Annotated in this window: 14 protein-coding genes, 1 tRNA gene and 1 pseudogene; 9 read left to right on the top strand and 7 right to left on the bottom strand. The window is 64.7% G+C overall.

Annotated elements, in window-relative coordinates:
* Window positions 1–303: 303 nt before the first annotated feature.
* Window positions 304–1,185: a bifunctional DNA primase/polymerase gene (locus OG266_RS22765; protein WP_371548098.1), complete on the top strand. Its 882-nt coding sequence runs from the start codon at window positions 304–306 to the stop codon at window positions 1,183–1,185.
* Window positions 1,186–1,281: 96 nt separating this feature from the next.
* Here OG266_RS22765 and OG266_RS22760 read toward each other — a convergent pair whose 3' ends face one another.
* Together OG266_RS22760 and OG266_RS22755 are read right to left on the bottom strand one after the other, a co-directional pair.
* Window positions 1,282–1,737, bottom strand: coding sequence for a hypothetical protein (locus OG266_RS22760; protein WP_371548096.1), 456 nt, complete (start codon window positions 1,735–1,737; stop codon window positions 1,282–1,284).
* Window positions 1,737–2,396: a hypothetical protein gene (locus tag OG266_RS22755; RefSeq protein ID WP_371548095.1), complete on the bottom strand. Its 660-nt coding sequence runs from the start codon at window positions 2,394–2,396 to the stop codon at window positions 1,737–1,739. The genes OG266_RS22760 and OG266_RS22755 overlap by 1 nt, the downstream gene beginning before the upstream one ends.
* Before the next feature lie 277 nt (window positions 2,397–2,673).
* On the opposite strand from OG266_RS22755, the gene OG266_RS22750 reads away from it, so the two are divergent.
* The 3 genes from OG266_RS22750 (at window position 2,674) to OG266_RS22740 (ending at window position 4,656) form a co-directional block, all read left to right on the top strand.
* Window positions 2,674–3,126 carry a hypothetical protein gene (locus OG266_RS22750; RefSeq protein WP_266458661.1) on the top strand — a complete coding sequence of 151 codons (453 nt, stop codon included), beginning with the start codon at window positions 2,674–2,676 and terminating at the stop codon, window positions 3,124–3,126.
* A gap of 385 nt (window positions 3,127–3,511) precedes the next feature.
* Window positions 3,512–3,892 carry a hypothetical protein gene (locus OG266_RS22745; protein ID WP_371548093.1) on the top strand — a complete coding sequence of 127 codons (381 nt, stop codon included), beginning with the start codon at window positions 3,512–3,514 and terminating at the stop codon, window positions 3,890–3,892.
* A complete protein-coding gene (locus OG266_RS22740; RefSeq protein ID WP_371548091.1) occupies window positions 3,889–4,656 on the top strand; it encodes a hypothetical protein in 768 nt (255 codons plus the stop codon). Before OG266_RS22745 ends, OG266_RS22740 begins: the two co-directional genes overlap by 4 nt.
* 60 nt (window positions 4,657–4,716) lie before the next feature.
* Here OG266_RS22740 and OG266_RS22735 read toward each other — a convergent pair.
* Window positions 4,717–4,905, bottom strand: a pseudogene (locus OG266_RS22735) (SAM-dependent methyltransferase); the annotation flags it as partial.
* Between the two features lie 698 nt (window positions 4,906–5,603).
* Between OG266_RS22735 and OG266_RS22730 the strand changes: the two are divergent.
* Together OG266_RS22730 and OG266_RS22725 are read left to right on the top strand one after the other, a co-directional pair.
* On the top strand, window positions 5,604–6,215 hold the full coding sequence (locus tag OG266_RS22730; RefSeq protein ID WP_371548089.1) for a hypothetical protein: 612 nt from the start codon (window positions 5,604–5,606) through the stop codon (window positions 6,213–6,215).
* Between the two features lie 1,194 nt (window positions 6,216–7,409).
* On the top strand, window positions 7,410–8,090 hold the full coding sequence (locus OG266_RS22725) for a hypothetical protein (RefSeq protein ID WP_371548088.1): 681 nt from the start codon (window positions 7,410–7,412) through the stop codon (window positions 8,088–8,090).
* Between the two features lie 435 nt (window positions 8,091–8,525).
* On the opposite strand, the gene OG266_RS22720 is transcribed toward OG266_RS22725, so the two are convergent.
* Both OG266_RS22720 and OG266_RS22715 read right to left on the bottom strand, forming a co-directional pair.
* Window positions 8,526–9,269: a glycosyltransferase family 2 protein gene (locus tag OG266_RS22720; protein WP_371548087.1), complete on the bottom strand. Its 744-nt coding sequence runs from the start codon at window positions 9,267–9,269 to the stop codon at window positions 8,526–8,528.
* The gene (locus OG266_RS22715; RefSeq protein ID WP_371548085.1) at window positions 9,266–9,475 is read right to left on the bottom strand and encodes a UTRA domain-containing protein; all 210 of its coding nucleotides are present in this window, start codon (window positions 9,473–9,475) and stop codon (window positions 9,266–9,268) included. Before OG266_RS22715 ends, OG266_RS22720 begins: the two co-directional genes overlap by 4 nt.
* 29 nt (window positions 9,476–9,504) lie before the next feature.
* Here OG266_RS22715 and OG266_RS22710 point away from each other — a divergent pair, with 29 nt between their 5' ends.
* Entirely contained in the window at window positions 9,505–10,485 is a 981-nt protein-coding gene (locus tag OG266_RS22710; RefSeq protein ID WP_371548084.1) for a tyrosine-type recombinase/integrase, read from the top strand.
* A 140-nt stretch (window positions 10,486–10,625) separates the two neighbouring features.
* Here the strand turns inward: OG266_RS22710 and OG266_RS22705 are convergent.
* A tRNA-Ser gene (locus tag OG266_RS22705) sits at window positions 10,626–10,712 on the bottom strand.
* A gap of 163 nt (window positions 10,713–10,875) precedes the next feature.
* Complete coding sequence (locus tag OG266_RS22700; protein ID WP_371548083.1) at window positions 10,876–12,420, bottom strand: trypsin-like peptidase domain-containing protein; 1,545 nt, start codon at window positions 12,418–12,420, stop codon at window positions 10,876–10,878.
* Between the two features lie 257 nt (window positions 12,421–12,677).
* Here OG266_RS22700 and OG266_RS22695 point away from each other — a divergent pair, with 257 nt between their 5' ends.
* A complete protein-coding gene (locus OG266_RS22695; RefSeq protein ID WP_266458657.1) occupies window positions 12,678–13,487 on the top strand; it encodes a glycerophosphodiester phosphodiesterase in 810 nt (269 codons plus the stop codon).
* 118 nt (window positions 13,488–13,605) lie between these two features.
* Complete coding sequence (locus tag OG266_RS22690) at window positions 13,606–14,259, top strand: ATP-binding protein (protein WP_371548081.1); 654 nt, start codon at window positions 13,606–13,608, stop codon at window positions 14,257–14,259.
* Window positions 14,260–14,293 lie beyond the last annotated feature (34 nt).

Raw genomic sequence — 14,293 nt, 5'->3', positions numbered from 1 at the left:
CACGACGTCGCGACTCCAGAGTTGCCCACCGAATCCCCGGCGAACCACCCCGGAAGCACCCATTCCCCCTGAAGCGTGAGGACAAGTCGATAAACGCCTTTCGCGACCTTCCACCCGCCATTTCCGACTCGAAGCCGCAGGTCAAGGCCGGGGAGCGGGTTCGGATGGCAGGCACCGCAAGGGATGAAGCGTTCCGGCACATTTTCGGCCAATCTCTCCTGCATCCCCCGAAACGCCCGCCGCCGCCTGCGCGCCCTGCCGAACCCCCTTCCTTTTTTCGAACACTCGTACGAACATAGAGGCATGGCCACCACCACCGACCGGCAGGCCACGACCATGGCCCTGGCCCACGCACTGTCCGCCGCCGAGCGCGGCCTCGCAGTCATCCCGCTGTCCCGTACGAAGCTCCCCGCACTGCGCTCCCCCCACCGAACCGACCCCGCCGGCCTGCCCGTCTGCCACGGCGAGTGCGGCCGCTTCGGGCACGGCGTGTACGACGCCTCGACCGACCCACGCCGTATCCGCGCGCTCTTCGCGGCAGCCCCCTGGGCCACCGGCTACGGCATCGCCTGTGGTCTGCCGCCGTACCACCTGATCGGCATCGACCTCGACACCAAGTCCGGTACGGAGTCGTCAGCGGCTCTGCGCGAACTGGCCCTGCGGCACCTGTTCACCATCCCGGAGACCGTGGTCATCCTCACCCCGAGCGGCGGCCGCCACCTGTGGCTGAGCGGCCCGCCGGACGTGGCCGTCCCCAACTCGGCGAGCCGGCTGGCCCCCGGCATCGACGTCCGCGGCGCCGGCGGCTATCTCGTCGGCCCCGGATCCCGTACCGAACACGGCGCCTACAGCACCGCCCCGGGCACCGCCCACTTTGCTCCCGCACCCTGCCCGCCGGCCCTGCTGCGGCTGCTCCTGCCGCCACCGCGGCACGCCAAGCCGTCGGACTCGACACCGGCGGACGTCCACGGGCAGGGCCAGGGTCTGATCCAGTTCGTCCTGGCCGCCCACGCGGGCCAGCGCAACACCCGCCTCTTCTGGGCCGCCTGCCGCGCCTACGAGAACGGCATCGGCCCCGCCCTGACCCCCGCCCTGATCGACGCGGCCGTCCACACCGGCCTCACACTCCGCGAGGCCCGCTCGACGGTGGCCTCGGCGGCACGGATGACAGGGAACCGGCACTGACGAGGCACCGGCACTGACGGGAACACTCGGCCCTGGGGCGCGACCACCGATCACCGCCCACCTGGCCGAACTCGGGAGGCACCTGGATCACCGGCGTCACCGACCCGGAGAGTCGCCGGCTGCCTCCCGAGCCGTTCCGCGAGGGTCGGCGCCACGCGAAGCAGCCGCTTCCAGGGGGACGACCACAACCTGACACTCATCCTCGTAGATGATCTTTCCTGGTGCCGACGACTCCACACGCCGGCACTCGACGCCATGCGCGGCGAGGAGTTCCAGGTACCCGTCCACCCGCTTGATGAGTTCCTTGGCCGATGATTTGAACCAGGCGACAGCACCAGGGTGAGTCTCGTGGTCATAGACGAGGGGATCGATGTCCGAGGGGTTGGGGTAATTGGCGTCGTACCAGTCGTTGTTGGCTCGCCAGAACCGGAATTGCTCTTCGGTGAGCCTGCCTTCGCGTGCGAGGCCGTTGGCCAATCCGAATACGCCGGGAAAGTGACCGCGCTCGCTGCGGATCGTCCCCTGGAACCTCACAAACGACGCCTCCCGCATCAGAGTTCCGTCGACCGGGGCGCCCCGTGCCACCGCCATGTGGTGAGGCGGGGGTGGCCCGGCAGTTCGGTGCGGCCGGTGGCCCAGAGCAGGGTGGGCCAGGGGTCCGTGTTCGACGGGGCGTCCGGGAACAGCCGGTTGAGGACTCGCGAGCACAGGTCGGCGGGCGGGGTCCAGGTCAGCCCGAGTCCCTCGGCCAGATCGTGGGTGTGCACCAGGGTCTCCACGATGCCCATCGCGGCGAAGCCCTCGGGGTCCGACACCCCGAAGGCGTGGTGGGCGCGGACCCGCGACGGCGTCGTACGCACCATGGCGACCAGCAGCGCGCCGCTCGCCTCCAGCACCTGCAACAGCCCGGCGGGCCCCGCCGCACGATCCGCGTGAATGGCGTTCGCGGGACCACCGGGCCTTCGGCTCTCCCAGACGAACGGCACCTCGCCCTCCAAGGGCGGTTCCTTGGGACCCAGTTGGGCGGCGTAGGCAAAGAGGTCGTCGCTGAGGTGCTCGACGGTCTCCCAGCAGTCCCACTCCAGCGAGCCGGCCTTGCCGACCCAGGCCTCCGGGGGCGCCTCCCGGAGAGTGCTGACGGCGAGCTGGACAGCTTGGTCCACGTCGTCCGCGGTGACACGCAAAGGCTCGGCTTCGGTTGATCGGGGCATGGCAGGAACCGTAGCGCGTACGGGAACGGCCCCTGACCCATCTGCGCCATCCACGGCGTCCGCGAACCCGCCAACTCCCTACTCAAGACCACGTTCAAGGCCATGCTCGAGACCATGCGCAGGGTTAGGACGGATTGCTGGGAAAGACGCAATGCGTCCACAGAGTGTTTGCTTTGCGTCGCCTTTCCCAGGAAGAGCGTTGATCGGCCTCTCGGTTCCAGAGACGATCTGCCGTCAATTGGATCTGCGCAACTATCCATCCTGGAGGGGACTTTCCATGCGGACGAGACAGAAGAGCCGAGTTTTCACGCTACTGGCGGCCAGTGCACTCCTTGCCGGCGGTTCCCTCACTGTCGGGGCGACCAACGCGGCGGCTGCCGACTGGACCTTCAGCAAGAGCGCGGTGTCCGACAACGGGAGCTTCAGCATCACCTCCTACTACAACGGCACCTACGCGGGCGCCATGGTGTGGAACGCCGATCCGGGGTGCTGTGGCATCCCCGGCGACGCGTTTCAGGTGGTGGACGTGCTTTCGGACGGGCGAGGCATGGAAGCCAAAATGGTCTCTCCGGTGACGGGGCGCGTTGCCACCACGCGCGGGCACGCAGCCACCTACACCAGCCCGTGGAACACCGGAGATCTGACAGAGGGCACCGCGGTCTACATCCAGCTCTGCGCGGTCGTGGGCACATACGCGGACTGCAGTCTCGGATACAGCGGCCGCGCGTAACCACACGCCGGCCGCCCGACCTCAGCACATCTCGCCGTGCCGTTCCCCGTGAGACGGGCTGAACGAGGAAGGGGTGTCTCTCACTGAGAGACACCCCTTCTGACCAGCACATACGCTGACCTGCAAGCGGTGGGTGTGGGATTTGAACCCACGGTGACATCGCTGCCACGACGGTTTTCAAGAGCGTCGCTCTAGCCGCGGCCACACTGCATGTGACCTGCTCAAACGCCGTCCGAATCACTCTCAGTCGGCCACTTGGCCCACAGATGGCCCATAGCGTCTGCCTTCGAGCCTGAACGGTCGCCGATCGAGTCGAGATGGACGCCATACCCAACTGGCCCGAATACGATGAGCTGACATTGGTTGGCAACGTCGAGGGTGATGAATGCCGGACGAGCTGCAAGTCCAGGTGCCAGGAAGCGACAATCTGGCATTAGAGACAAAGCGAGCACTTCACCAGAAAATTACCGAATTCAGTCAGTCATTATTCCGCGAAGCGCAGCGCCTAGAGGCCATTAATCGAACTCATGGCGGGTCGGCGCAAATTACGGCGACAGATGTGAGCGACGCAAACGCCTACGTCAGACGAGGGATAGCCCGGTCCCAGAAAGACACTACAGCAGCACTATTGAACGTCGGTGCAACTACAGCCGGAATCGCGGTAGGAATTTTCACGAACAATATTGATCAATCGTGGGGCGTAATCGGGCTCGTTCTCGCCGCCACCCTCATGGTCGGATTCGGGGTTGTGGGGTACATGCGATGAGCGACGGCGATGATTTTCGTACGTTTTCTTTCTCTGAAGCCGCCCGTCACACCGTAGATGAAGTAGTCGAAGAATTCCGCTCAAATGTTCAAAATGCGGCTGTGTCGGCAGCCTATTCCCAAGGGGCAGAGGAAGGCGGCACAGTCACCGCGCGACATGTGTCTGAGGCTGCACGTCAGATTATGGCCGACATGGCAGACCCTGGAGGGAGCGCTTCAGAGAGTCGCTACTTCACGAATTTCCTATGGGCATTGACAGGTACCTACGTTGTCATTGGCCTAGCTATCGTATTTGTGGCGAATGAAGGAAAGGCCGTCACCGGAAAGGATTCCTTGATCCTCGCAGGTGGATCCCTCATCGGCACGATTTTTACCATGGTACTAAAGACGCTGGAGAGGCCTCTCATGCGCTACTTGCGTCGCGCAGGTAAGCCTCAAACACAGACAGTGATCCGCCCAGCCTCGGCCACTCTCATGATGGAATGGCTTCAAATCGAGAATGTTATTCGCTCAAGGATGGGCGAAGAATTTGGTGCGTCGCGAGTGAATGACAATCTCGCAGACCTCATTCAAGATTTTTCGCATGCCGCCAACCTGTCAGGTTCCGACTCTGATGTGCTGAGTCGAGTCCTTGGCATGAGGAATCAACTTGCACATGATCCAGAGGCTGAAGAATCTATCGACCCTACAGCCTTGACTCAGGCTATAAGGGACGCCAAAAGGCTTGTGGAGAAGTTTTCTTCCATCAATCTATCGAACGAGTAAGAAGCCCCCAAAACGGCGTTCTGGGCCATCGGATTCCTCCTTCGCGAAGCGAGGACAAAATTACGTGGCGGCACTTGCGGAGGAACGCCCCACCGCGAGCAAGTGCGAGCTAGCAGCGAGCAACTCCGGATACGGTTCGGCCATCCTCGCATCTGCGATAGCAGAGGAAATCAGATCCTCGGTGGTCCCCTCGCCAGGTTGCCGTTCGACAGCCTTGACGAGCGACCATGCTGGCCCCTCGATCCCGAACTGTCCGCATGGCTGTTCCCGAGCATCCGTGCCCGTTCATGCAGCAGTTCATTTCGGTCGCATGAACCGGTGTGAACCACGGCGTCTGTCAGCGCACTGGACAAAGACCAGGACAACAATCACGCGTGTCGCAAGTCCTTGTACCGGCGTCGCACTCTGATTTCGACGCCCGCTAGGCCTTGCATGGTGCTTCAGCAAGCCAGTGCCCCGACTTCCGCAGTGGGCTTGCAGAGGACGGGGCACCGGTGGCGGGGTTAGCGGTGGTGGCGGTTGCCCCAAGCCTTGGTGTCGATGGAGCGGCTGCGGTCGTCGCAGAGGGTGGCCTTGTCGCGGATGTTGTCCCAAACGTGGTTGCGGCGGTCCTGGAAGAGGTTGGTGCGGGTGTCGCGGCCCTCTCTGGTGTGGATGCGGACGGTGGCGCGGCTGGCTGTTCTGCACGTTTCCTCGCATCGACACCATGTACCCGCACACAGAGACGACGTTGTGGCGAAGTGCCGACCGCACCGCGCACCCGGGATCCAGCGTCGGCGTGTGAGCAGCTTGCCTGCGGCCCAACTCCGAAGTCGTCATAGTCGGCTGCCTGCGACGCCTCCGGGGCCGTGCCCGCTCGGGCTCAGCGCCAGGCCAGTTGGGTGGGCTGTTGGCGAAGGCCGTCATCATTCGTCTGTTCCATGACCTCAGCCCCACACAATGCGTGGATGGACTCGGTAACGCTGGTGGCTCTGATCGGTGTTGCTGGCACGGCGCTTGCCGCCGTTGCCGGTGCCTTCGGCGCTGGGCTAACGGCACGCATCGGCGCCCGCGCTCAGTCCGCTCTTGAGGACCGGAAGTCGAGGCGGGACATCTACGGTGCCTGCGCCTCGGCATTCCTGGTGCAGCACGACGCTATGCAGCGGTTAACGGAGAGCCTGATGGAGTCCCATCTGGATGTGGACCGGGCAGCGGAGAAGCTGCTCCAGGCACAGGCGGCGCACGATGAGATCGGACTGAAGGTTGGGGCGGTCCTAGTCGAGGGGCCCATGGAGGTCGCCATCAGCGCGCAGGAAACGGCTGGCAAGCTCCGCGAATGGCTGGACGAGCTTGAGTGGCAGCTCAAACAAGAGCGTCCGCGCGGCAAGGATGCGCGGATTTCGGCAGTGAGCCTTAGCGCGATCAGCAAGTTTGGTCTCTACTCTGGGCTGTGCCGAGCAGCGCTGCATCCTCGTGAGAGCCGAGTCGGGCGCTTCCGGTTCCTGAAGCGCCGGCGCCTGCTTCGTTCCTTCGAGAAGATCCACCGGTTTGCTGACAATCCGCGTGGCTCGCGTGAGTGACTCAGGGCCGGACCGCCGCCGGCGGACGGCAGGACTTTGTTCTGCGCGCCTCTGATCCGTAGGCGGGTGCACCCCGGATGTAGACCCGGGCACCCAGCCGATCCGACGGCGTGAACCGACGTTGGGCACAGCCACCTGTCCGTCCATGTGTGTGGCTGTTCGTGGCTGTTGATGTCAGAGATTGATGTCAGATGAATGGCTGCGTGGGTCTGGACGGCACCTCCCGCCCTTCAGGCCTGTCTGCATAGTGCGGGAGCCCCAACGACCGCGAGAAAGACTGCGTGATGGCTGCACTAGATGCCGCCACCATCTCAATAGCCATGCGTGATCCGTCGCCTTATGGCTGTCCTGCTCGAACTCATGGCAGCTGCTTGCGAGTGGGGCCCTAAGGAAAGAAACGGGCGACGGCAGAGTGGCGTGCGGCCCAGCACGGCCATATCATGATATTAGGACATTGAGTGAAGCCATAGATTGGATAAACGATGTCCAATCCAATTGAGACGCCTTTGGCTGGTCTAGCAGCGTTTGGGAATACTTCCCAGACAGCCTTGTGGTCACAAGCGGCACAAATCGTCGGAATCGGCCTCCAATTGAGCGGCGATTCCGAAGTCCTTTATGACAACAAGGAAGAAGCCGACGAACTCGAAATCCCCCGCCTCCCGCCACTTGTCAAGAAAAGCACGCGCCAAGCAGCCATTAATTTCACAGAATACCAGGAGATGTGGGATATTGCAGAAATGTTGAATAGGCGGTCCCCCTCATCCGCGATCATAAGTGTTTGCGATCGCGCCGATTGGCGAGGCGTGGAGCATCCGCTTCAACGGCAAGCGCTCTCCTGGATTACATCCATTACTAACAGCGGATCCGAGATTGCCCACCAACTGCTTCCGCCAAGGCACCTAAGTGCCCTTCGGAGGCTCTGGTACATATGCTCCACTCAAAGAGACTCAGAAGCTGCCGCCACCTTTCTCCAGATAGGGCTACGATCGCCATATCTAATTATTCGGTCCACTTCCGCCGCGCAAATTTCATGGGTTGACAAGAAGACTTCCGCAGAGGTTGCTGCATCGCTCGCAGAAGGCTGTTACTCCAGAAATGCAACTATCAGTCAAATATCCTTCGACGCCCTTTGCCGATTCAATCCATCTCACCCCTTGATTCGGCGGACGAGTAGCAATTGGGAGAAGGGTCAAAATGGCCATCGAGGACGAGCAAAAGACTGAGGAAGAGTACTCCATAACGATTCATGGAACTTGGGCCGCTCTAAAGAGAAAGAGCGAATGGTGGCGCCCTCGTGGAAGGCTGTTTCGATATCTGCAGACAAATCCCCCCGCCGATCCGACTGAACCGGGCCTCGGTCCAGTCGGTGCGAACCTGTACGCCCGTTGGGATCGCTTCTCCTGGACAGGCACACTTGCTAGTGGAGCTCGACTTGCCGGGGCCGAAGACTTGGAGAGATGGAAAGAAAGACATGGCTGCCATTTCGACAAGATCTTCGCTCACAGCCACGGAGGGAACGTTGCGCTCGATTCAGCCCAGGAATTTGAAACAAGGATCGACCTTCTGATCCTCATGAATACGCCAGCGCATGAACGCTCCGCTGAAGAATGGGGAAAAATCTCCCATGCAATAGACCGAATATTGAGCCTGCGATGCAGGTTCGATTTGGTAGTCCTCAGCGATCGAGGTTATAGCGCTATGAGCGGAATAGCAACCAACGGGATTTTTCCCTACGATCGGGTGCGCGATTATCCGATCCCAAATCAATGGTTTGATCATAGCGCGATCACGCATCCCCGCGTTTGGAAAGGGAATGACTTGGCGCTGCTGGTAGCAAACGAAGCCGAGCAGGTAGGTAGACTCCGCAGGCCATAAGCATCTACAGCTGGCTCGATCCGATACCATCGACTCATCGCTGCACAAGGCTAGACCACGGCCACCGATAGGTCGCTGATTTCATCCATTGATGTTAGGGGCGCCGTCCACTTTTCGCTGAAGTCACCATTGGCAGAAAGCCACTGTTGCGTCATCCCCAGACTTGTAGCGTGGCCACCGGCGTCCGGTGGGTCCGTCGCTTCCACCTTGCGTACCGTGTCGATCAATACTGACGTAGGGGCCATGACGCGGCGTAGAGGGGGGATCACGGTCGGGATCGTTGTTCCCATCCTCGTCGCCGCCCAGTTCCTGGCTCCGTGGTACTGGGCGTAGCCGCTGGACAGCGGGCGGCGAGTGAGCCCAGACGGAGCAAGCCATCTGCTGACCGCGAGGTTCTCGGCGACGACGAGTTTCCCGGAAGATAGGGATGCTCTCTCAGGTAGGGCGGTACCGAAGCGCAAGGGCGTCCACATGCTTGCGGATCGCTCCCATCCGAGCCTCCCACTCGGCGCCACCACGGTGGTCAGGGTGGGCGGTCGTCTGCCCTGGGTGTTTGCGGTAGTGGAGACCGGTCTCGCCGATGAACCAGCCGTCAGCCATCACGTCGAGAGCCATCAGGAGGGCAGTGTCCTCGGACGCGGGTAGGGCCATCCATCCTCCGGCTTCCGCTAGCAGTCTCTCTCTGATGCAGAGGGTCGCGGGGTGAACCTGGAGTCGGTGAGTGGTTGTCCAGTAGGCGTACACCTCGCCTCGGGCGAGCAGGCCGGGGTCGGGGTTGGGGTAGCTCTGAAGTGAGCCGTCCGGCATGAGGTCGAGTGCCTGGCAGACAGTCCAGCCGACGGACGGGTGTGCCTCCATGACCTCAATGTCTCGGGCGAGAGTGCCGGCGGGCAGAATGTCGTCCGCGTCGAGGACCTTCACCAGCTCGCCCCGGCTGCGGCCCCAAGCCATGGTCCGGGCTACTCCGGGGCCGCCGCGCCTGTTGTTGCTCACCTTGACCCGAGCATCCTCGCGGATGCTGGCAGACACCTCGGTCTCTTTGCCACCGTCGACCTGGACCAGCCACTCCCATCCCCAGCCGTCCGGCAGTTCCTGGGCACGGAGCGAGGCGAATGCCTCGGGCAGGAACGGCAACGCCGTGTCGTGGACGGGCGTCACGATCGACACGATCCGCGTCACGGGGTCCACCTCTCCAGCGGCACGGAGTACCGAAACTCCGTCCGCTCGCCGGGAAGCACTATGTGTGAGTACTCCACGACGTCGCCACCGGTCGAGACGCTGGTCTTGTCGAGCAGCATCACCGCGCTGCCAGGCGGGATGCCCAGCTTCCGAGCCTCGGCCTGGGTGGCCAGCCGGGTCCTGAGCCGCTCTCTACCAGTGGGCATTCCGCGTAGTGCCAGGTCCGGACGGTCAGTTGACCGCACGCCACACGATGGAGGAGCCGCCTCAAGAGATCCGATCGGCCCTGTCCTGGATCTCCAAGCACTCAGTACAGGTCAAGGCTCTCGAAGATCCTGCACTTCTGCGTCCGGCCCTCGAAGCGCTTTCGCGGCGCATGGACGGCAAGAAGGCCGCGGAAAACACCGCCCGCCGCAAGCGCATGGTGCTGAGCAACCTCCTGCGGTACACGGTGGAGGAGAAAGGACTCCTGTCCGCCAACCCCCTCATGCGCGTCGACTGGACGCCACCCGAGACGGATGACGAGATCGATTTCCGGTACGTGCCCGGCCCGACGCTGGCCCGCTCGTTCATCACTGCCGTGCGCAACTCCGGGGCGCGCGGGCAGCACCTCGAAGCGTTCTTCGGGTGCCTGTACTACGCCGCGATGCGCCCCTCCGAAATCGCCTCGCTGAAGGCCCCGGACTGCACGCTTCCCCCGGACACCGAGGAAGCCGCGGAGCAGTGGGGGGGACTGCTCCTCGGGGAGAGCCGCCCAGAAGTCGGGGGAGGGTGGACGGATGACGGCGCGTCCTATGAGGCGCGCGGCCTCAAGCGTCGGGCCCGGGGGGCGACACGGTCCGTGCCGATTCCGCCGATCCTCGTTCGGATGCTGCGGGACCACATCGCCACCTACGGGACAGCAGCAGACGGATGCCTCTTCCGTGCGGCGCAGGGCGGTCGCGTCCGCTCTACCGAGTACTGCGATCTATGGGAAGCGGCTCGCGCCGCAGTGCTGTCGAAGAAGGACGCGGCGACTCCCCTCGCGAAGGTGCCCTATTCGCTCCGTCATGCCGGGGTGTCCCTGTGGATCAAATCGGGGGTGGACCCCGTGGAGGTCGCCCAGCGGGCGGGACACAGCATCGCCGTGCTCTACCGGTTCTACGCCAAGATCCTCAAGGGGAACCAGTCCCGCTCCAACCAGCTCATCGCAAAGGGTCTGGCCGAGGACGAGTAGCGCGATCCTGGCCCACACATGGCCCATACGCACTGGTCAAACCTGGGACACGGGCGAGTCGGGGTGAGACAGAGTCCATGCAGATGGGGTGTCTCTCACTGAGAGACACCCCATCTGACCTGCAACGCTTCTGACCTGCGCGGTGGGTGTGGGATTTGAACCCACGGTGACATCGCTGCCACGACGGTTTTCAAGACCGTTCCCTTAGGCCGCTCGGGCAACCCACCTTCGCCCCGGCCCACCTGGGGCGGAGCGGGCTACAGCCTACCGGCCTCGGGAGGTGTCGTGGGCTGGTGGTCCACGCGGGGACCGGCGGGGCGCAGAAGGGGTGCCCGCAACAAGCGGGCACCCCTTCTGATGCCGGTCAGTTCATGCTGTGTCGGCCTACCGTCAGCTGTCGCCCTCGCGCTCGCCGAGGGTGACGTTGGTCGTCTGGGTCTTGCCGTCGCGCGTGTAGGTGAGCTTGACGGTGTCGCCGGGCTGGTGGGTCCAGATCTCGCCGATGAGGGTGGGGCCGCTGTCGATCACCGTGTCGTCGAGCTTGGTGATGACGTCGCCGGCCTTGAGGCCCGCCTTGTCCGCGGGGCCGCCGGAAGTGACCGAGGCGGAGCCGCTGGCGCCCTGGTCGGTGATCTTCGCGCCGCCGGTGCCCTCTTCGAGGGAGACCGACGCGCCGATCACCGGGTAGACCGGCTTGCCCGTCTTGATCAGCTGCTGGGCGACGGTCTTCGCCTGGTTGATCGGGATCGCGAAGCCCAGGCCGATGGAGCCGGACTGGCTGGTGCCGCCGAGGCTGCCGCTGGACTGGATCGCCGAGTTGATGCCGATGACCGAGCCCTGCGCGTCCAGGAGCGGGCCGCCGGAGTTGCCGGGGTTGATGGACGCGTCCGTCTGCAGGGCGCTCATGTACGAGGAGCTGCTGGACGTGCCGTCGCTGGAGGCCACCGGGCGGTTCTTGGCGCTGATGATGCCCGTGGTCACCGTGTTGGAGAGACCGAAGGGCGCGCCGATCGCGATGGTCGAGTCGCCGACGGCCACCTTGTCGGAGTCGCCGAGGGCGAGGGGCTTCAGGTCCGACGGCGCGTCCTTCAGCTTGATGACCGCGACGTCGTAGCCCTGGGCGTGACCGACCACTTCGGCGTCGTACTTCTTGCCGTTGGAGAAGGTCGCGGTGAGCTTGCCGTTGTCGACCGCGTCCGCCACCACGTGGTTGTTGGTGAGGATGTGGCCTTCCTTGTCGAAGACGAAGCCGGTTCCGGTGCCGCCCTCGCCGCTGCTGCTCTCGGCCTCGATGGTGACCGTGCTCGGCAGCGCGTTGGCGGCCACACCCGCGACGGTGTCCGCGGCGCGCTTCACGTCGCCGCTGCTCTGCGGGGCGGAGACCGTCGTCGAGTCGGTGGAGTCGTCGTTCCCCTTGGCCAGCGTGTAGCCGATGCCGCCGCCCACGCCGCCCGCGACCAGCGCGGCGACGAGGATCGCGGCGACCAGACCACCGCGTCCGCCACCGGACTTGGGAGCGGGCTGCTGGTAGGAGGCGCCCCAGCCGGAGCCGGAACCGCCGCCGTCCGCGTACGAGGGAGTGGCGGGCGGCGGAGGCGGCCAGCCGGCGTCCACCGCGGAGACCGGCACCCCGGCGTCGTGTCCCTGCGCGTCAGGAGCCCCGGCGCCCATAGAGGCGTACGCGGGTGCCTGATCCGGAGCGGGGTACGCCGGTGCCTGGTCCGGAGTGCCGTACGTCGGGGTCTGATCCGGCGACCCGTACGCCGGTGCCTGCTCCGGTGCGCCGGGGGCGCTCGGAGGCACCGCCGGGAGCTGAGCGGTCGGCGCGCTCTCTCCGGGCGCGCCGGTCTGCGCGGAAGCAGCGGGAGTGTCCACCGGCACAGGAGGTGCGGACGGGGCCGGGGGTACTGCAGTGCCCTCGTTCTCGGTGCTCACAGCTCTTCTCCTCGATCCACGGCTGTTGTTCTCGGTCGCACTCGGTCACGCTCACTCACGCTTGTCGGCGGTCCGGCGCGATTCAGCTGTGCATGTGCTTTTGTCTGCCGTCAGCTTTTCCCACTGGGCGTCAGAGCACCATAAGCGGTCCCTGTGTGTCCCCGGCCAGCCTTTATAAGGGACTCGTCAGGCGAAATTAACCCATTCTCGACGTATTCGCCCTCACGCCTGCTCCGCGACGGTGGCACCATGACGCGGTGACCCACGCACGACAGCACCCGATCCAGGTCGTAGCCCACCGCGGAGCCTCCGAAGAGGCACCCGAGCACACCCTGGCCGCGTACAAGAAGGCGATCGAGGACGGCGCGGACGCCCTCGAGTGCGATGTACGGCTGACCGCGGACGGCCATCTCGTCTGCGTCCACGACCGCCGCGTCAACCGTACGTCGAACGGACGCGGAGCGGTCTCGGCCCTGGAGCTCGCCGACCTCGCGGCGCTGGACTTCGGCGCCTGGAAGAACCGAGACGAGTCCCCCGACTGGGAGTACGGCCCCGGGGACCGCGAGGACACCTCCGTCCTCACCCTGGAGCGGCTGCTCGAACTCGTCGCCGACGCGGGCCGCCGGGTCGAGCTGGCCATCGAGACCAAACACCCCACGCGCTGGGCGGGCCAGGTCGAGGAGCGGCTGCTGCACCTGCTGAAGCGTTTCGGCCTGGACGCCCCGGACTCCGCCGCCGAGTCGCCCGTACGCGTCATGAGCTTCTCGGCGCGTTCACTGCACCGCGTCCGGGCCGCGTCCCCGGCGCTGCCCACGGTCTATCTGCTGCAGTTCATCTCGCCCCGGCTGCGCGACGGACGGCTGCCCGCGGGCGTCCGGATCGCGGGCCCGTCGATGCGGATCGTGCGCAGCCACCCCGCCTACATCGAGCGCCTGAAACGCGCCGGGCACCAGGTCCATGTCTGGACCGTGAACGAACCCGAGGATGTCGATCTCTGCGTTGAACTGGGCATCGACGCCATCATCACCAACCGGCCCCGCGCGGTTCTGCGCCAGCTGGACCGCTGACCTCACACGCACATTTTCAGCCAGTTACCTTCAGTAATCCCACACAACACCATCGAGAACCGGCCACACGGCTACAGGGAGTGCACCGGCGCGTTCGCTCCGTATTCGATCGTTACGAGTGCGTCAGCAGACGTGGATTGGCCGGTTTCCGGTCCAGTTCAAAGGGGCATCCACACCGTGGCGTGGGGCAAAGGAGGTCTCGGGGGTGGCGTTGGTGGTGGCACAGGAGGTGCCCACGTCGTCGAGCATGGCCGTACCTCATGGCCCTGCGGGCGTGGGGGAAGCAAGACACCGGATGCGGGATCAACTGCGCACCGGTGGCGTGGCGGAAACGGTCATCGACGACGCCGTACTGATCCTTTCCGAACTGCTCAGCAACGCCTGCCGGCACGGCAGGCCGCTGGGTGACGCCTTGGCGGGGGACGGCGACGTCCGCGCCGCGTGGCGTGTCGATCCGTCCGGAAGGCTCACCGTCGAGGTGACGGACGGCGGTGGTCCGACCCGTCCGGTTCCGGCCACGCCCTCGGTCACCGCGCGCGGCGGCCGCGGGCTGAACATCATCACGGCACTGGCCAAGGACTGGGGCGTCCGGGACGACGTCCACGGAGAGGTCACCGTCTGGGTCGTCGTCCAGGACAACGTGAAGGCAGCGCGCCGGCACGACGACTTCGCTACGCGCGTCGCGTCACCGGCACCGCACCGGAAGCCGCTGATACCGCGGCCGGCGATACCCGACCTGGACTTCGCGGACGCCTTCGACGACATGGACTGAGCCGAAGACGGCATGGACTGCTGAGCCGACGACG

Origin of the sequence: Streptomyces sp. NBC_00554, assembly GCF_041431135.1 — a bacterium.
Classification (GTDB): domain Bacteria; phylum Actinomycetota; class Actinomycetes; order Streptomycetales; family Streptomycetaceae; genus Streptomyces.
This window is presented reverse-complemented; position numbering and strand designations above follow the sequence as displayed.